At 65.0% G+C, this 16,531-nt stretch carries 18 protein-coding genes, 1 tRNA gene and 1 pseudogene; 14 read left to right on the forward strand and 6 right to left on the reverse strand.

Features of this window, described 5'->3' with window-relative positions; translation table 11 throughout:
* The first annotated feature begins 79 nt into the window (after positions 1 to 79).
* The 6 genes from rpmF to B133_RS0100345 all read left to right on the forward strand — a co-directional run bounded on the left by rpmF (position 80) and on the right by B133_RS0100345 (position 5,858).
* Positions 80 to 256: a 50S ribosomal protein L32 gene (gene rpmF, locus B133_RS0100320; protein ID WP_026255793.1), complete on the forward strand. Its 177-nt coding sequence runs from the start codon at positions 80 to 82 to the stop codon at positions 254 to 256.
* Positions 257 to 313: 57 nt separating this feature from the next.
* Positions 314 to 1,000, forward strand: coding sequence for a response regulator transcription factor (locus tag B133_RS0100325; RefSeq protein WP_018598714.1), 687 nt, complete (start codon positions 314 to 316; stop codon positions 998 to 1,000).
* Between the two features lie 7 nt (positions 1,001 to 1,007).
* Positions 1,008 to 2,492 (forward strand): HAMP domain-containing sensor histidine kinase, encoded by a 1,485-nt coding sequence (locus tag B133_RS22160; protein WP_232423333.1) that lies wholly within the window; start codon positions 1,008 to 1,010, stop codon positions 2,490 to 2,492.
* Between the two features lie 162 nt (positions 2,493 to 2,654).
* The gene (locus B133_RS0100335) at positions 2,655 to 3,965 is read left to right on the forward strand and encodes a S1C family serine protease (protein ID WP_018598716.1); all 1,311 of its coding nucleotides are present in this window, start codon (positions 2,655 to 2,657) and stop codon (positions 3,963 to 3,965) included.
* A 32-nt stretch (positions 3,966 to 3,997) separates the two neighbouring features.
* Positions 3,998 to 4,540, forward strand: a complete 543-nt coding sequence (locus B133_RS0100340; protein WP_085974213.1) for a molybdenum cofactor biosynthesis protein B — start codon at positions 3,998 to 4,000, stop codon at positions 4,538 to 4,540.
* Positions 4,541 to 5,195: 655 nt separating this feature from the next.
* A complete protein-coding gene (locus tag B133_RS0100345; RefSeq protein WP_018598718.1) occupies positions 5,196 to 5,858 on the forward strand; it encodes an MspA family porin in 663 nt (220 codons plus the stop codon).
* Positions 5,859 to 5,939: 81 nt separating this feature from the next.
* On the opposite strand, the gene mscL is transcribed toward B133_RS0100345, so the two are convergent.
* From mscL to B133_RS0100365, 4 genes and pseudogenes are all read right to left on the reverse strand, one after another.
* Complete coding sequence (mscL, locus tag B133_RS0100350; RefSeq protein ID WP_018598719.1) at positions 5,940 to 6,401, reverse strand: large-conductance mechanosensitive channel protein MscL; 462 nt, start codon at positions 6,399 to 6,401, stop codon at positions 5,940 to 5,942.
* Between the two features lie 103 nt (positions 6,402 to 6,504).
* A pseudogene (locus B133_RS22165) lies at positions 6,505 to 7,145 on the reverse strand (SAF domain-containing protein).
* Between the two features lie 70 nt (positions 7,146 to 7,215).
* Complete coding sequence (locus B133_RS23450; protein ID WP_026255795.1) at positions 7,216 to 7,536, reverse strand: FmdB family zinc ribbon protein; 321 nt, start codon at positions 7,534 to 7,536, stop codon at positions 7,216 to 7,218.
* A gap of 72 nt (positions 7,537 to 7,608) precedes the next feature.
* Positions 7,609 to 8,223: a 5-formyltetrahydrofolate cyclo-ligase gene (locus B133_RS0100365; protein ID WP_018598721.1), complete on the reverse strand. Its 615-nt coding sequence runs from the start codon at positions 8,221 to 8,223 to the stop codon at positions 7,609 to 7,611.
* A 13-nt stretch (positions 8,224 to 8,236) separates the two neighbouring features.
* Here B133_RS0100365 and B133_RS0100370 point away from each other — a divergent pair, with 13 nt between their 5' ends.
* From B133_RS0100370 to B133_RS0100390, 5 genes are all read left to right on the forward strand, one after another.
* Positions 8,237 to 9,157: a UTP--glucose-1-phosphate uridylyltransferase gene (locus B133_RS0100370; protein WP_036418308.1), complete on the forward strand. Its 921-nt coding sequence runs from the start codon at positions 8,237 to 8,239 to the stop codon at positions 9,155 to 9,157.
* Between the two features lie 45 nt (positions 9,158 to 9,202).
* Positions 9,203 to 10,462, forward strand: coding sequence for a gephyrin-like molybdotransferase Glp (gene glp / locus B133_RS0100375; RefSeq protein WP_018598723.1), 1,260 nt, complete (start codon positions 9,203 to 9,205; stop codon positions 10,460 to 10,462).
* On the forward strand, positions 10,462 to 11,115 hold the full coding sequence (locus tag B133_RS0100380; RefSeq protein ID WP_018598724.1) for a GNAT family N-acetyltransferase: 654 nt from the start codon (positions 10,462 to 10,464) through the stop codon (positions 11,113 to 11,115). The genes glp and B133_RS0100380 overlap by 1 nt, the downstream gene beginning before the upstream one ends.
* Before the next feature lie 232 nt (positions 11,116 to 11,347).
* The gene (gene glpR, locus B133_RS0100385) at positions 11,348 to 12,424 is read left to right on the forward strand and encodes a gephyrin-like molybdotransferase receptor GlpR (RefSeq protein ID WP_026255797.1); all 1,077 of its coding nucleotides are present in this window, start codon (positions 11,348 to 11,350) and stop codon (positions 12,422 to 12,424) included.
* A 54-nt stretch (positions 12,425 to 12,478) separates the two neighbouring features.
* Positions 12,479 to 12,551: transfer RNA gene (locus tag B133_RS0100390), tRNA-Ala, on the forward strand.
* Between the two features lie 23 nt (positions 12,552 to 12,574).
* Here B133_RS0100390 and B133_RS0100395 read toward each other — a convergent pair.
* Positions 12,575 to 12,826: a tyrosine-type recombinase/integrase gene (locus tag B133_RS0100395; RefSeq protein ID WP_018598726.1), complete on the reverse strand. Its 252-nt coding sequence runs from the start codon at positions 12,824 to 12,826 to the stop codon at positions 12,575 to 12,577.
* A 136-nt stretch (positions 12,827 to 12,962) separates the two neighbouring features.
* Between B133_RS0100395 and B133_RS0100400 the strand changes: the two genes are divergently transcribed.
* On the forward strand, positions 12,963 to 13,301 hold the full coding sequence (locus B133_RS0100400; RefSeq protein WP_157625761.1) for a hypothetical protein: 339 nt from the start codon (positions 12,963 to 12,965) through the stop codon (positions 13,299 to 13,301).
* A gap of 143 nt (positions 13,302 to 13,444) precedes the next feature.
* Here the strand turns inward: B133_RS0100400 and B133_RS24180 are convergent, their stop codons facing one another.
* Positions 13,445 to 13,666, reverse strand: coding sequence for a hypothetical protein (locus B133_RS24180; protein ID WP_026255798.1), 222 nt, complete (start codon positions 13,664 to 13,666; stop codon positions 13,445 to 13,447).
* 305 nt (positions 13,667 to 13,971) lie between these two features.
* Here B133_RS24180 and B133_RS0100410 point away from each other — a divergent pair, with 305 nt between their 5' ends.
* Positions 13,972 to 15,741, forward strand: coding sequence for a fatty-acid--AMP ligase (locus B133_RS0100410; RefSeq protein ID WP_018598729.1), 1,770 nt, complete (start codon positions 13,972 to 13,974; stop codon positions 15,739 to 15,741).
* A gap of 8 nt (positions 15,742 to 15,749) precedes the next feature.
* On the forward strand, positions 15,750 to 16,520 hold the full coding sequence (locus B133_RS0100415) for a thioesterase II family protein (protein WP_051088075.1): 771 nt from the start codon (positions 15,750 to 15,752) through the stop codon (positions 16,518 to 16,520).
* The last annotated feature ends 11 nt before the right edge of the window (positions 16,521 to 16,531 follow it).

The following is a 16,531-nucleotide window of genomic DNA, read 5'->3' on the forward strand; positions in this document are numbered from 1 at the left end:
GCAGGTCAACCGTTACTCTGTAGTGCAATCGTCTGCCGCTGCTGTGCGCGCGGCAACCCCAAGCAAGGAGATGCACGTCATGGCTGTGCCCAAGCGCAGAATGTCGCGCGCGAACACTCGTAGCCGTCGCGCGCAGTGGAAGGCCGAGGCTACCGGTCTGGTCGGTGTCAACGTCGCGGGCCAGCAGCACAAGGTGCCGCGCCGGCTGCTGAAGGCTGCACGCCTGGGCCTGCTCGACCTGGATCGCCGACGCTAGACATATTCGCGGCGCGCCTCTCAGGTCAATCTCAGATAGAGCGTTGAGACTGTGCCTGTGCGCATACTTGTCGTCGACGATGATCGCGCTGTGCGCGAATCACTGCGACGGTCGCTTTCCTTCAATGGTTATTCGGTTCAGCTCGCCCAAGATGGGGTTGAAGCTCTCGAGCTGATTGCCGACGACCGGCCTGACGCCGTGGTTCTCGATGTGATGATGCCGCGGCTCGACGGTCTTGAGGTGTGCCGGCAACTTCGCAGCACTGGTGACGATCTTCCTATCCTGGTGCTGACTGCTCGCGACTCCGTGTCGGAGCGGGTCGCCGGCCTCGACGCCGGTGCCGACGACTACCTACCCAAGCCGTTCGCGCTTGAGGAGCTGCTCGCGCGCATGCGCGCGTTGCTGCGTCGCACCGTGTCCGACGACGGCGCCGAATCGCAGAAGATGTCGTTCTCGGATCTGACCCTGGATCCCGTCACTCGTGAAGTCACGCGCGGTGAACGTCAGATCAGCCTCACTCGAACCGAGTTCGCGCTGCTGGAAATGCTGATCGCCAACCCCCGGCGGGTGCTCACCCGTAGCCGCATCCTCGAAGAGGTGTGGGGCTTCGATTTCCCCACTTCGGGCAATGCGCTCGAGGTCTATATCGGCTACCTACGCCGCAAGACCGAAGCCGACGGTGAGCCACGGCTCATCCACACCGTGCGCGGAGTCGGCTACGTGCTGCGGGAAACGCCCCCCTGATCGGATGATGTCGCTCAATCCGAACACTTGGCGGTCGGGCGCGCTGCCTAATACCAGTTCACTGTCGTTGCGCTGGCGCGTAATGGTGCTCGCGATGTCGATGGTGGTCATGGCGGTGGTGCTGATGGCCGTCGCGGTGTACGCCGTGGTGTCCCGCGCGCTCTACGACGACCTCGACAACCAGCTGCACAGCCGGGCCCGGCTGCTCATCGAGAGTGGGTCGTTGGCCGCCGACCCGGCCAAGGCCATCGAGGGCACGGCCTACTCCGACGTCAACGCGATGCTGGTGATCCCGGGCCGGTCCATCTACACGGCGAATCAGGAGGGGCAGATGTTGCCCCTCGGCCAGCCGGAGAAGGATGTGATCTCCGGTGAACTGCTGATGTCGATGCGCACAGTCAATCACCAGCGGGTGCTAGCAGTGCACCTGGCCAACGGCAGTTCTCTGCTGATCTCGAAGAGCTTGGCGCCGACGGGACAGGTGCTCCAGCGGTTGGGTACCGTGCTGCTCATCGTCGGTGGTGTCGGTGTTGCAGTGGCTGCGATAGCGGGTGGTGCCGTCGCCCGGGCGGGTCTGCGGCCGGTTCGCCGACTCACCGAAGCTGCCGAACGCGTCGCCCGCACCGATGACCTACGTCCCATTCCGGTTGTCGGCAGCGATGAACTCGCTCGGCTCACCGAGGCGTTCAACATGATGCTGCGCGCGTTGGCCGAATCCCGGGACCGGCAGGCACGGCTGGTATCCGACGCCGGGCATGAGTTGCGTACCCCACTGACCTCGCTGCGCACCAATGTCGAATTGCTGATGGCGTCACAGGCACCCGGGGCGCCGCCGTTGCCCGAAGAGGAGATGGCCGGGCTGCGCGCCGACGTGATCGCACAGATCGAGGAACTGTCCACTCTGATCGGTGATCTGATGGACCTGACGCGCGACGACGCGGGCGGTGTGATCCACGAACCGGTCGATATGGTCGAGGTGGTCGATCGCAGTCTGGAGCGAGTCCGGCGGCGCCGCAATGATATCCAGTTCGATGTCACGATGACGGGCTGGCAGGTCTACGGTGACGCGCCCGGCATGGGCCGCGCTGTGCTCAATCTGCTCGACAATGCCGCTAAGTGGAGTCCACCCGGCGGCCGAGTGGGGGTATCGCTGCGCCAGATCGATCCTGGGCATGCCGAGTTGGTGGTGTCCGACTACGGGCCCGGTATTCCGCCGCAGGAGCGTCGGTTGGTGTTCGAACGGTTCTACCGGTCGGCTGCGGCCAGGGCGATGCCCGGATCAGGCCTCGGGCTGGCGATAGTGCAGCAGGTGGTGCTGAAACACGGTGGCGCACTTCGCATTGACGAGACTGTGCCGGGCGGCAACCCGCCGGGCGCATCGATCCATCTGATCTTGCCAGGTATGCCGCTTCCCGCCGGGCTTCCCGACATCGCACCGACACGCGGTCAACGTGACGTCGCCGACGATCCGGTCAGCGCGGACGAAAAGTGAGACAGTTAACCGCAGCCAGGGACAAAACATGGGTGGAACCGACGATTCTCTAAGTGGATTCTCAGTCCGCTCGGGCAACCTGACGGACACCTTCCTCGTTTGTTGAGTAGCAGTAGCGCCAGAGCCGATAGACCCCATACAAGAGAAGAGCATCGCACCGCCATGACAAACCATCCCAGGTATTCGTCACCGCAGCAGCCAACCCATGGCCCCGGCGGCGGTGCTCCTGGCTACCAGGGGAACCCGGACCCGTATCAGTCGCAGGCCTACGACTGGCGATATGCGCGTCAGCAGCAGCAGCCTTATCGCGCGCCGTACGATCCGTACCGCGTCGCGTCGGCAACCCCGCAGGTGGTCGGCCCCGCCCCCAAGAAACGGGGCAAGGGCGGTCTGGCCGCAGGCGCGTTGGTGTTGGCCATGGTTTCGGCGGGCATCGGCGGCGGCGTCGCAACAGTCGTGACCCATCAGGACGGTCCGCACCTCGGAGCGGAATCCAGCAGCGCGGCGCCCAGCGTGCCCGCGGCCGCACTGCCTGCCGGTTCGGTCGAACAGGTCGCGGCCAAGGTGGTGCCGAGCGTGGTGAAGCTCGAAACCGACATGGGACGCGCCTCCGAGGAGGGGTCGGGCATCATCCTGACCTCCGACGGTCTGATCCTGACCAACAACCATGTCGTGCAGGCGGCCAAGCAGTCGACGGGTACTCCCGGCGGTGCGCAGACGAAGGTGACATTCTCCGACGGCACCACCAAACCCTTCACCGTCGTGGGCACCGATCCGAGCAGTGATATCGCCGTCGTGCGCGCACAGGGCGCCTCCGGGTTGACCCCGATCACCCTCGGTTCGTCGAGCAACCTGCGCGTCGGCCAGGACGTGGTGGCGGTCGGTTCGCCGCTCGGCCTGGAAGGCACCGTGACGACGGGCATCATCAGTGCGCTCAACCGTCCGGTCGCGGCTGGCGGCGATGCCCGTAATCAAAACACCGTGCTCGACGCCATTCAGACCGACGCCGCGATCAACCCGGGTAACTCGGGCGGTGCGCTCGTCAACATGAGCGGTGAACTCGTCGGGGTCAACTCCGCGATCGCGACCATGGGTGGCGATTCGGCGCAGGCGCAGAGCGGGTCGATCGGTCTGGGCTTCGCGATCCCGGTTGACCAGGCCAAGCGAATCGCTGACGAACTGATCCAGAACGGCACGGCCTCACATGCCTCGCTCGGAGTCCAGGTCAGTAATGACGCCACCACCGATGGCGCCAAGATCGTCGAGGTCACCAAGGACGGTGCCGCCGCGGCAGCCGGGCTACCCAGCGGCGTCGTGGTCACCAAGCTCGATGACCGCGTGATCCCGAGTGCCGACGCGCTCGTTGCCGCGGTTCGGTCCAAGGCACCTGGTGAGAAGGTTACTTTGACCTATCTCGATCAGGCTGGCAAACCGCAGACGGTCACCGTCACGCTCGGTAAGGCCGACCAGTGAGGATCCTGACACCAGCTCTGGAACAGCTGTCACTGCGAGTGGCTGCGCCGCTGTCTGTGCACACATATACGGTTGCAGGCATGGAACAACCAGGGGAGTTGGTGGGGCGGGCACTTGTGGTCGTCGTGGACGATCGCACCGCTCACGGCGAGGAGGACCACAGCGGTCCGTTGGTTACCGAATTGCTCGGCGAAACCGGGTTTGTCGTCGATGGAGTCGTGGTGGTTTCGGCCGATGAGGTCGAGATCCGCAACGCGCTGAACACGGCTGTCATCGGCGGAGTGGATCTGGTGGTGTCCGTCGGCGGCACGGGTGTGACCCCGCGCGACGTCACGCCTGAGGCCACCCGCGACATCCTGGATCGCGAACTGCTCGGTATCGCCGAGGCGCTGCGGGCCTCCGCTCTGTCGGCCGGTATCGCGGATGCGGGAGTATCGCGCGGACTGGCCGGTATTTCCGGCAGCACACTCGTTGTGAACCTGGCGGGCTCCCGGTCAGCGGTCCGCGACGGCATGGCCACGCTGGGGCCACTGGCGGTGCAGATCATCGGCCAGTTATCAAGCTTGGACATCTAATGAGTGCGATACGGCGGTCGATGGCTGCCGTCTCGTAGAAGATGGCAAATGCGATACCGATCGATCGACGGGGTTGGCAGCAAGGCGACACCCGTCCGAAATAGATGTGATCTTCGTCACAAAAGGGAATGTCGATGACTCATCCATCCCAGCCGTCACGCCGCCTAGTTAACAAAATTTTCGGGGAAACTCTCCCCGAGGTTGCGCCGAGCGAGCGCGACGAGCCTTCGCCGGAGGACGCCTCTGAGCATGACCGGTGGTTGCGGAACAATATCCCGCCACATCATGGTTGAGCTGTGTTGCCGCAGTGAACGCTGTAAATGCACAGTTGACAATGTGGTGTGGCTCAACATTGGTTAGCGAAAGCGGGCCACATCACAGCATTGCCGGAGCGCTCAATCGGCAGGATCCGCACTTTCCCTAGTGTCCCCTCGCTCGAAGCTGGCAAACTTTGGACGGCTGATTGCAGGCATCTGCCCCGGTTTGTTCTTGCGTTGCCGGTCGGAGGCCGCCCCGTTATGTTCCTCGTGTCAACGATGAGCGAAATGTAAGAGCGAGGTGTGACCGTTCTAATCTGGGTCACGTCACTGGTCTTGCCGGGAGCTCGGCCCCGCAGCGGGTCGGGCACCCCTACAACGACATAGCTAGGGAGAACATGAAGGCATTCAGTCGAGTGCTGACCGCGTTGGTGGTTGCGATGGCAGGTGCCTTCGCAACCCTGTTCGTGAGCACCGGGACCGCGCATGCAGGTCTGGATAATGAGCTGAGTCTGGTCGATGGCCAGGATCGGACCTTGACGGTTCAGCAGTGGGACACCTTCCTCAATGGGGTGTTTCCCCTGGACCGTAACCGGCTGACCCGTGAGTGGTTCCATTCCGGTCGGGCCAAGTACCACGTCGAGGGCCCCGGTGCCGATGACTTCGCGGGCACGCTGGAACTGGGCTATCAGATCGGCTTCCCGTGGTCCCTGGGTGTGGGCATCAACTTCAGCTACACCACCCCGAACATCCTGCTCGACGACGCATCGATCGCACCGCCGCCGCTGGGCGGTGGCTTTTCCCCGCTGGGCTCGGTGATCACTCCTAACCTGTTCCCCGGTGTGTCGATCTCGGCTGACCTGGGCAACGGCCCGGGCATCCAGGAGGTCGCGACCTTCTCGGTGGACGTCAAGGGCCCGGCCGGCGGAGTGGCGGTCTCCAACGCTCACGGCACCGTGACCGGCGCCGCCGGTGGTGTGCTGCTGCGTCCGTTCGCCCGTCTGATCGCCTCCACCGGTGACAGCGTCACCACCTACGGCGACCCCTGGAACATGAACTGACATTTTCAGGCAACGCAACAGCCCCCGGATTCCTCCGGGGGCTGTTCGCGTTTCAGGGCTGTGGGCGTTTCAGCGCAATGGCTACGTCCGGTCGGCGCTGGTCGTCTCGGCAGTGTCCGGACTGGGGCCGGTGCCCGGGCCGGTGACATGCTTGCCGGTGGATCCGCCCTCGGCCAGTAGATCCCGAATCTCGGTGAGCAGGCTCAGCTCGGTGTCCTGTGCCTGCTCAACCTCGCCACGCTCTCGCAGCTTCTTATAAGGCAGCACGATGATGAAGTAGAGCACCATGGCCACCAGAAGAAAGTTGATTGCGGCCGACAGCACGGCGTTGAGGTCGATGAAGGTCTCGGGATTTCCACCCAGCGAGATCTTCAGAATTCCGTATTCCTTGTCGGGGCCTGCGCCGATCCGGTCGATCAATGGCTGGACCACTTTTTCGGTGAACGCCGTGACCAAGCCGGTGAACGCCGCGCCGATGACCACGGCGACGGCAAGGTCGATGACGTTTCCCCTGGACAGAAACTCCTTGAAGCCCTTAAACATGCCGGGACCCTTCCTGCAGTGACGACAATTATTGGGTGAACAAGCGAACACTAACCGAGTTGTGCGGATGTCAGCAGAGTTCAACCATCGCTGCAGTGCACCGCTAATGCATCACAACGGTCACGGCCGCGACCAGGCTCGCAGTGGCTACCTCGTTGGCCAACCGCGCAGGCAGGGCCACCAGTGCCACCCGTTCGCCGCCACCCTTGGGCTTCTCCGACACCAGAACCACCACCCCGTCGGTGGCAAGGAGCCGGGGCCGGGATTCAGCGCTGTCGTCGGCGGTGAGTACGTCGACCACGTCACCGGGCCGGATCAGGTCCAGCACGGCGGTGTCTCTCAGTTGTAACGGCACGATCCTGGCGTTCGGGCCCGCGGTCGATTCACTCAGACGGGGCCCGAGCAGGCGCACATCGGTGAGTACCTCACCGCGGCGCGCGGGCCCGGCCACTGTGGCGCCGATCATGGTGGTGACGTCAGTCTGGGCTCCATCGGGCACAGTGGCCGCGCTGCGGTTCTCCAGCCGGACGTCTTCGGCGGTCAGTGTCACGCCTGGCGTCAGATCATGTGCGGCCACCACGACCTGGGTGTGATCGCCCCGTGGATCGGACGTACGGCGGCGAGGCCGGCGAGCATCACGAGGCCGGCAGCCGCGGCACGTCGGGCAGCGACCGTGCGGGACCAGTCCGGGCGCAGCGCGCCGGTCAGGCGGCGCAGTGCCGAAGGGTTGAGTGATTCGGCCATGGCGTCACCGTAGGCGCCGGCATCGGGTGCCGGAACGATGTTTTCGCCGGCCTGTGGATAACTCTGTCGGTCAGCTCGACGCTGCGGCTGCGGGCGCGGAGCTGCTCGACGAGCTGTTCGATGATGAGGAAGAGGACGACGAAGAAGAGGCTTTCTCCGACGAGCTTGAGCTCTCACCGCTCTTCGCCGAGCCGTTTGACGAGCTCTTGCCCGACTCCCGGTTGTCGGTGCGATAGAAGCCGCTGCCCTTGAACACCACTCCCACTGAGCCGAACAGCTTGCGCAGCCGGCCGGAGCACTTCGGGCAGGTGGTCAGCGCATCGTCGCTGAACGCTTGCACCGCGTCGAACCGATTGCCGCACTCGGTACACGCATAGGAATAGGTAGGCACGAAAACCTCCGACTAGGTCAATCTTGTTAGCACTCTACCGGCTCAAGTGCTAGAACCGCTACGTGGGGCAGGTCATTCCCACGCAAGGGGGGCTATACCCCCGGTCGGCGTCATGACGTGGGTCATCCGGATGTCGTGAGGCTCGGCGGGCAGCTCGTCGAGCAGTTCGTCGTCGCGAACCACGGCGATCAGTTTCGCCCCGGCGGCGGCACTCAGGGTGCGGTCGTAGAAGCCGGCGCCGCGACCCAGTCGCGCGCCGGATCGGTCCACAGCCAGCGCAGGCACCAGGATGACGGCCGCCTCGCTCACCGTCTCGGCGGGCAGGTAGGGGGGCCGGGGCTCGCGCAGCCCGAAACCCGCCGGCTGCAGGCTGCCCGGTTGATATTCGGCCCACCGCAACGGCAGGGGAACTCCGTCGGTGTCGTTTCGGGCGATGGGGAGCAGCACTCGGGCGCCGAGCTCAAGCAGCCGGTCGAGGAGGGCGGGGGAGCCGGGTTCGGAACCGACCGGCACGTACGCGCATACGGTCTGACCCGGCCCGACGAGACCGGGGAGCCATCGGCAGAGTGCCTCGGACTCCGCGTCGCGCGACTCCTGCGGGATCGCTCGTCGCGCGCGCAGCAGCGCGGTTCGTAACTCGGGCTTCGTCAGTGGGGTCACAACCTCCCACCATGTCAGAACGCGCATTAGGGTATGAACGATGACCACGTCTGCGAAGCCGCCTGTGGTGCCTATTCCCTACACTGCGGTCGTTCCGGCTGCAGGCCTGGGCACGCGGTTTCTTCCCGCCACCAAGACGGTGCCGAAAGAACTGCTGCCCGTGGTCGACACGCCCGGCATCGAACTGGTCGCCGCAGAGGCCGCAGAAGCCGGCGCCGAACGGCTCATCATCGTCACCTCTGAAGGCAAGGACGGTGTCGTCGCGCATTTCGTCGAGGACCTCGTGCTCGAGGGCACGTTGGCGGCGCGCGGCAAGGTGAAGATGCTCGAGAAGGTGCGCCGCGCGCCTGCTCTGATCAAGGTGGAGTCGGTTGTGCAGGCCGAGCCGCTCGGGTTGGGCCACGCCGTGAGTTGTGTCGAGGCGAGCCTGCATCCTGACGAGGACGCCATCGCCGTGCTGCTGCCCGACGACCTGGTGTTGCCGACCGGCGTGCTGGAGACGATGTCGCGGGTACGGTCCAAGCGCGGTGGTTCGGTGTTGTGCGCGATCGAGGTGCCCGGTGACGAGATCAGCGCCTACGGCGTGTTCGACGTGGAGCCCGTTCCCGACTCCACCAACCCGAACGTGCTGCGGGTCAAGGGCATGGTCGAGAAGCCCAAGTCCGAGGACGCCCCTTCGCACTACGCGGCTGCCGGCCGCTACGTTCTGGATCGGGCAATCTTCGATGCACTGCGCCGGGTTCCGCGCGGGGTGGGCGGCGAGATTCAGCTCACCGACGCGATCTCGTTGCTGATCGACGAAGGCCATCCGGTGCATGTGGTGGTGCACCGCGGTGCTCGACACGACCTGGGAAATCCCGGCGGCTACTTGATGGCTGCGGTTGACTTTGCGTTGGAACGTGACGACTACGGCCCTGAGTTGCGGCGGTGGTTGGTTGAACGATTGGGCCTGGCAGAGTAGTAGAGCCGCGCGTCGGGCCCGGTAAACGGGATAGGAAGGCGTGTTGTGCGTTCGGTGGAGGAGCAGCAGGCCAGGGTGGCGGCCGCCGCGGTGGCGCCTCGGCCGGTACGGGTGGCCATAGCCGAAGCTCAAGGCCTGATGTGCGCTGAAGAGGTTGTGACCGAACGTCCGATGCCGGGGTTCGACCAGGCCGCAATCGACGGATATGCCGTGCGCAGCGTCGACGTGCTCGGCGTGGGCGACGAGGGCGATCCGGACGAGCGCGGCGGTGGTGAGATCAGTCTGCCCGTGATGGGGTCGATCGAGGCGGGCGCGCGTACGCCGAGCCGATTGCAGCCGCGGCAGGCGGCCAGGGTGCAGACCGGCGCGCCGATGCCGACGCTGGCCGATGCCGTCTTGCCGCTGCGGTGGACCGATGGCGGCCAGAACCGCGTGCGCGTGCTGCGTGGTGTGCGGTCTGGCGCATACGTGCGGCGCACGGGCGACGACGTGCAGCCCGGCGACGTCGCGGTGCGGGCCGGCACCATCATCGGGCCCGCTCAGGTCGGCCTGCTCGCCGCGGTGGGGCGCGACCGCGTACTGGTGCATCCGCGACCGCGGCTTTCGGTGATGTGCGTGGGTGGTGAGCTCGTCGACGTCTCCCGCACCCCGGGCACGGGGCAGGTCTACGACGTCAACTCCTATGCGCTGGCAGCAGCTGGGCGCGACGCCGGCGCCGAGGTCAACCGCGTCGGCATCATCAGCACCGATCCCGGCGAGCTGCGGGAAACCGTTGAGGGGCAGGTCAATCGGAACGAGATCGTGGTGATTGCCGGCGCGGTGGGTGGAGCCGCGGCCGAGAGCGTCCGTACTGTGCTCGCCGAACTGGGTGAGATGGAGGTGGCCCGCATCGCCATGCACCCGGGCTCGGTTCAGGGCTTCGGACAGTTGGGACGCGACCGCGTGCCGGTCTTCCTGTTGCCCGCCAATCCGGTGAGCGCACTGGTGGTATTCGAGGTGATGGTGCGTCCTCTGATCCGGTTGTCGCTGGGTAAACGTCAGCCGATGCGGCGCATCGTGCAGGCCCGGACATTGTCACCGATCAGTTCGGTGGCCGGTCGCACCGGATATCTGCGCGGCCAGTTGATGCGCGACCAGGACAGCGGTGAGTATCTGGTACAGGCCCTCGGTGGGACTCCTGGCGCGTCCACCCACCTGTTGGCCACGCTGGCCGAGGCCAACTGTCTGGTCGTCGTACCCAGTGAAGCCGAACAGATCCGCACCGGCGAGACTGTCGACGTGGCGTTCCTGGCTCAGCGCGGCTGATGACCTTGTTCCGTTCGGGTGGGGTCCACCCCGGCTGGCCCGACCCTCTTGGACCGCTGCGGGTGCCGGCGGGCGTGGTGAAGTTACGTCCCGTGCGGTTGCGCGACGCGGCGGTGTGGAGCCGGATCAGGCTGGCCGACCGTGAGCACTTGGAACCATGGGAGCCTGTCTCGGGTTCGGATTGGACTGTGCGGCACGCGGTTTCGTCGTGGCCGACAGTATGCTCGGGGCTGCGGGCAGAGGCCAGAAAGGGTCGCATGCTGCCCTACGTGATCGAGCTCGACGGGCAGTTTGCCGGCCAGCTCACCATCGGCAACGTCACGCATGGGGCGCTGCGATCGGCGTGGATCGGGTACTGGGTGGACAGCGCGAAAACCGGGGGTGGCGTCGGCACGGCGGCGCTTGCCCTCGGCCTGGACCACTGTTTCGCCGGGGTGCGGTTACACCGGGTGGAGGCGACCGTACGGCCCGAGAACGCGATCAGTCGGGCGGTGCTGGCGCGGGTCGGTTTCCGCGAAGAGGGGCTGCTGAAGCGCTACCTGGAGGTCGACGGCGCCTGGCGGGACCATTTGCTGGTCGCGATCACGGTCGATGAGATGACCGAATCGGCCGCGCAAGCGCTGGTGCGAGCCGGTCGGGCCAGCAGGGTCTGATTTGTGTCGGACGCTGCCATTTCGTTCATATTGCGCCCAGGGTCGTGGATTCGCTGGATCCACAGCCCTGGACGCAATCTCAACGGCTGGCGAGCACACTCTGTTACCAATGTGACATTTGAGGCTGTTGGTGCTTGTCTCAGGTGAATTACAGGTGTGTAATTGACCTCGGCGCGCCGCCCATGGATGCGCTGGTCACAGACCTAGCCTGAAGGGGAAAGGAGCAGGCTACATGCCAAGCATCCCCCAGTCTCTGCTATGGATTTCCCTCGTAGTGCTCTGGCTCTTCGTGCTGGTTCCGATGTTGATCAGCAAGCGTGACGCGGTTCGTCGCACCAGCGACGTCGCACTCGCCACGCGCGTGCTCAACGGCGGCCGCAACGCGCAGAGGCTACGACGCGGTCCGGCCGCAGGTCACCACAGCGATCCCCACTGGCAACGGTCCGGCGATCACCTCGACGAAGAACTCGACGACCGATTCGAAGAAGAATCCGAGCCGAAGCGATCGGTGGTGGTTGCTGCCGCGGTGGCCGAGACCGCCGAGCCCGACTACCTCGACGTCGACATCGTCGAAGAGGATTCCGGTGCGCTTCCGGTCGGCACCCTTCAGGTTGAGGAGCCGGCGACCGACCAGTTCGAGCGCATCGAGGTCGAGCCGGAGATCAGCGAGGCCGCCGAGGTCGAAACCGACCAACTGCCAACGGATATCGACGAGCCTGAGGACGAGGCTGACGAGCCGGATTCCGTTGCCGAGGACCAGGCCGACGGCATCACCGATGAGTATGAATATGTGGCCGACTCGTCCGGGCTGGAATCTGAGCCTGAGGACGACGATGAGGAAGATGCCGAAGCGGTGCCGGTGGCCGCATTGCCAAGCGACTCCCGGACGCGACGTTTCGAATCCAAGACCGCGGCGGCAGTGAGCGCTCGCAAGTACAAGTTCCGCAAGCGGGTGCTCGCGGTGTTTGCGGTGTTGATGGTGTTCTCGGCGGCTGCGGCGTTCCTGCTGACACCGTCGGCTTGGTGGCTGCTGGGCGTCGTGGCCACCCTGACCGTGCTGTACCTGGGCTATCTGCGCCGGCAGACCCGTATCGAGGAACAGCTGCGCCGCCGACGGGCCCAGCGCATGATGCGGTCGCGGCTGGGCGTGGAGAACACCGACGACCACAAGCTCGACGTGGTCCCATCCCGGTTACGCCAACCCGGCTCGGTGGTTCTCGACATCGACGACGAAGACCCGATTTTCGAGCATCTGGACTACGTGCCGTTCACCGGCGAATACGATCTGCCGCGCGCGGCCGGGCAGTAACCAGCCAGTTTCGGTTCCCGGCCCACAGGCTGGTAGCCTTTCCTCTCGGTATCAGGGGCTATGGCGCAGTTGGTAGCGCGACTCGTTCGCATCGAGTAGGTCAGGGGTTCGATTCCCCTTAGCTCCACAACATTTCGGTGGGTCAGCGTATTATTCCGCTGCTACGAGCGTTGGGCCGTCCGCAGTAGAGTTGATCGCCGCGTCGAGCCGGTCCGCAACGCCGTCGAGATCCTCGTCGAGCAGGTCGGCGTACACGTCCAACGTCATCGATGCTTTGGCGTGCCCGAGCATCCGTTGCACGGCTTTGACGTTTGCACCCACGCTGCCGGCCAGGCTGGCCGCGGTGTGCCGTAGATCGTGCGGCGTGATCGTCGGGAACTCCGGTGTGGTGACTTTGGCCATGTGGCGCTACCGCTCCTGCTCATCGCGGTAGCCGTCCTTGCGGTCGCGGCGGTGGTGATGGCCGGTATCGCGCCGGGGCCGCGGCGGGCGGCTGATGTGACGCGCACGGTGACCGCATCCTCGTCGCCGTCCACCGATGAGCAGATCGCGGCAGCGAAAAAAGGACGCCCGCGATGCCGCCACGCGGACCGACGGGCCGATGACCGATGTGGCCCAACGCCTTTGGGATACGCCCAAAGGATCGAGTGAAGAGCCCGCCGCCCTGGCCGCTTACCAGCGGGTCACCCTTGTCGAAATCGAGTACTTGACGAGCAGGACGCGGCCGGAGACAACGGAAGCGGTGCGGACCGCCGTGCACACCTACATTGCCGCGCTCCTGGCGAAAGTCGATGGCATCACGCGCGACGTACCGGTCAGCGACAAGGTGACAGCTACGAAAGCTGCTGGGGCACAACTCGATAAAGCCTGCAAGTAGGGGTGAGGAATGCGCGTTGACGTGTCAGTGAGTCAGGCGAGAGCGGCGAATGCGTGGGCCAGCGCATCGTCGGCGCCCGCCGCTAGGGGCAATCCTGTGGTCGAGCCACGTCGCCGCAACCGCGGCATCCACTGCGCCTCCGGCTAACGCTGCCCCCCGGAGATCCTGGTCCGCCCCGTTCGGACCCCCACCGTGCCCGCCGTGGTGTGGAGATCGACCCACAGGAGCGCCGACAACTCCAAGCGGCGTAGACCCGTGGCGATGAAGATGGTGATCGGATCGATGAGATCGCACTCCACCGCGTAGGGGTTTCCGGCGATCTTGGCCAGGAGTTCGCGCAGGATATGAGATGCACTCCCGCTCAACGACGGCAAACTCTGTCTAGGGCGCAGCTAACCTCGGAAGGTCTGCCATCTGTCTGTTCAACTGCTGTAGATGTGACGTGTCAACTGCTGTAGATGTGACGTGCGCGTTAATCGCGGGTATCTTCGCGCCATAGGTGTGGTCGTTTGCGTGGTCCTCGCGCAACGACGACACAGAGCGCCTACGGCTACGCGTTTGGCAGCGGGATAGCGACGGGGCTGGACGAGCGGGAAGACAGGTACGCAAATCGACCGCCAAGGCGCTCGATTCGAACAGCATGCCTTTAAAGAACTAGGGTGGTGGCGTTTTGTCCGTGATTGGGACCTCCTCTGCGGAGACCTCGATTCCGAGCTTGTTGCACGAGCGCGCGGTTCGCCAACCCGACGTGGCGGCGTTCACCTTCATTGATTACGAACTGGACCCCGCCGGCTACGTAGAGAGCCTGACGTGGTCGCAGGTCTACCAACGGGCCCGCGTGGTCGCCGAGGAGCTCACGCTCTGCGGATCGATCGGGGACCGGGCGGCGATATTGGCGCCACAGGGACTCGACTACGTGATCGCGTTTCTGGGCGCGCTGCATGCCGGCTTCGTCGCCGTCCCGCTTTCCGTACCACAGATCGGGTCGCATGACGAGCGGGTGGCGGCCGTCCTTCGCGATTCCGCGGCGACGGTGATCCTCACGACATCTGCGGTTGCCGACGTCGTCCGAGGTTATACCGCCGCCGTCAGCCGCTCTGCGCCCAGCGTCGTCGAGGTCGACGCATTGAACGTCGATGCACTGGTCGAGTCGGCGCCGGCACGCACGGTGCGTTCCCGGCCGGCGTATCTGCAGTACACCTCGGGATCGACCCGAACACCCGCTGGCGTGATGATCTCCCACCGCAACGTCGTTGCAAACCTCGAGCAGGTGATGACCGACTACTTCTCTGACAACGGCGGGGTGCCGCCGACGGACACCACGGTGGTTTCGTGGCTACCGTTCTTTCACGATATGGGCTTGATACACGGCGTTTGTGCGCCGATCCAAACCGGCTTACACGCGGTTCTGATGAGCCCGATGGCCTTCCTGCAGCGGCCGGCGCGGTGGATTCAACAGCTGGCCATGAACACTCATTCGTTTTCGGCCGCGCCGAACTTTGCCTTCGAATTGGCGGCACGCCGGACATCAGATGCCGATATGGCGGGCCTCGATCTGGCACACGTGGCGGGAATCATCAGCGGAAGTGAACGAATCCACGCGGCCACCATCGCCCGGTTCAATGACCGGTTCGCACAATTCAACCTGCAGAAGACGACGGTGCGACCGTCCTACGGTCTCGCCGAGGCGACGGTGTACGTGGCGACAGCCGAGCGGGAGCGGGCAGGCAGTTCGGTCCGGTTCGAGTACGAGAAGCTCTCCGCGGGCCACGCCAAGCGGTGCGAGAACATCACGAGCGGCGGAACGGAGCTCGTGAGCTATGGCGCTCCACGCGCGTCGACACTGCGGATCGTGGACCCGGAGACTCTGCGGGAGAACCCCGCGGGCGCCATCGGTGAAGTCTGGGTGCACGGGGAGAACGTCGCCATGGGGTACTGGCGGAACCCCCAGCAGACGGAGCGCTATTTCGCTGCCTCTGTGGTTAACCCGTCACCGGGCACCCCGGCCGGGGGCTGGCTGCGGACCGGAGACCTCGGCGTGATGTCGGATGGCGAGCTGTTCATCATCGGGCGCATCAAGGATCTGCTGATCGTCGATGGCCGCAACCACTACCCCGACGACATCGAAGCGACGATCCAGGAGATTACCGGCGGCCGCGTCGCGGCCATCGCACTCCCCGATGACCGCACCGAGCACCTGGTTGCCGTCATCGAAATCAAAGATCGGGGCGATTCGCGCGAAGACGCAATCGACCGACTACGCGGAGTCAAACGCCAGGTCACATCGGCGATCTCGCAGTCCCACAGCCTCCGGGTAGCTGACATCGTCCTGGTGCCACAAGGCGCGATCCCGATCACCACCAGCGGCAAGGTGCGCCGCTCGGCGTGTCTGGACCGCTACCGGCTCGACGACTTCGCCCGCCTCGACAAAGCACTGTGACGCCGAACATGCAGGATGCGAACGAACTGAGCACCGTGACCACCGAGACGAAGGTCGAACCGCGGCTCTACATCTTCCCCCACACTGGTGGTTCGCCAGATTTCTACGTGCCCTTCGCCAGGGCGTTCACCGGCACCAAGTGCGTGGCGGTCCAATATCCCGGAAAGCGCGCAGGCAAGGACTTGTCCCGGTACACCAGCATCCCCGAGCTGGCCGATCGCCTATGCGCGATGCTCAAGCCCGCCGAGGCCCCAGCGGGTCAGGTCGCGCTCTTCGGGCACAGCATGGGGGCCCTGCTGGCCTTCGAGGTTGCCCTCCGCTTCGAGCAGGCCGGCAATCCCATCGCAGCGTTGTTCGTGTCGGCCAGTGCCGCACCCGGAGTCACGCGCTATGGTGTCGACCTGCAGGGTTCCGACCTGGAGCTGCTGAACATGGTCAGCGAAGTCACTGGCGCCAACCCGGAATTCCTGAAGAACGACCAGTTCGCCGCCACCATGTTGCCCACTCTGCGCGGCCTGAAGGCCATCGCGTCGTATAACTGCCCGCCCGAGGTGAAGTTGTCGTCCCCCATCTACGGGCTGATGGCCGACGACGACGAGTTGGCGACCACCGAACTGATGACCCCGTGGGCGCAGCGCACCACCTCGGACTTCGACTTGACCACCTTCCCTGGCGATCACTTCTACATCAATACGAATTTGCCTGGGCTCGCGCACTGGGTCGAAGAACGCGTGTTTGCGCCGGGTACCGCTGTCCGCGCAGCAAATCGGCGTGTATGACATGCGGATCG

The sequence above is a fragment of the Mycobacterium sp. 155 genome (assembly GCF_000373905.1).
In the GTDB taxonomy this organism is placed as follows: domain Bacteria; phylum Actinomycetota; class Actinomycetes; order Mycobacteriales; family Mycobacteriaceae; genus Mycobacterium.

Excerpts from the sequence above, each read along its gene's own strand:
- rpmF (WP_026255793.1), top strand. The coding sequence starts at position 80 with ATGGCTGTGCCCAAGCGCAGAATGTCGCGCGCGAACACTCGTAGCCGT.
- B133_RS22160 (WP_232423333.1), top strand. The coding sequence starts at position 1,008 with ATGTCGCTCAATCCGAACACTTGGCGGTCGGGCGCGCTGCCTAATACC.
- B133_RS0100335 (WP_018598716.1), top strand. The coding sequence starts at position 2,655 with ATGACAAACCATCCCAGGTATTCGTCACCGCAGCAGCCAACCCATGGC.
- B133_RS0100345 (WP_018598718.1), top strand. The coding sequence starts at position 5,196 with ATGAAGGCATTCAGTCGAGTGCTGACCGCGTTGGTGGTTGCGATGGCA.
- mscL (WP_018598719.1), bottom strand. The coding sequence starts at position 6,401 with ATGTTTAAGGGCTTCAAGGAGTTTCTGTCCAGGGGAAACGTCATCGAC.
- B133_RS0100365 (WP_018598721.1), bottom strand. The coding sequence starts at position 8,223 with ATGCGCGTTCTGACATGGTGGGAGGTTGTGACCCCACTGACGAAGCCC.
- B133_RS0100370 (WP_036418308.1), top strand. The coding sequence starts at position 8,237 with ATGACCACGTCTGCGAAGCCGCCTGTGGTGCCTATTCCCTACACTGCG.
- B133_RS0100380 (WP_018598724.1), top strand. The coding sequence starts at position 10,462 with ATGACCTTGTTCCGTTCGGGTGGGGTCCACCCCGGCTGGCCCGACCCT.
- glpR (WP_026255797.1), top strand. The coding sequence starts at position 11,348 with ATGCCAAGCATCCCCCAGTCTCTGCTATGGATTTCCCTCGTAGTGCTC.
- B133_RS0100395 (WP_018598726.1), bottom strand. The coding sequence starts at position 12,826 with ATGGCCAAAGTCACCACACCGGAGTTCCCGACGATCACGCCGCACGAT.
- B133_RS0100400 (WP_157625761.1), top strand. The coding sequence starts at position 12,963 with ATGAGCAGATCGCGGCAGCGAAAAAAGGACGCCCGCGATGCCGCCACG.
- B133_RS0100415 (WP_051088075.1), top strand. The coding sequence starts at position 15,750 with ATGCAGGATGCGAACGAACTGAGCACCGTGACCACCGAGACGAAGGTC.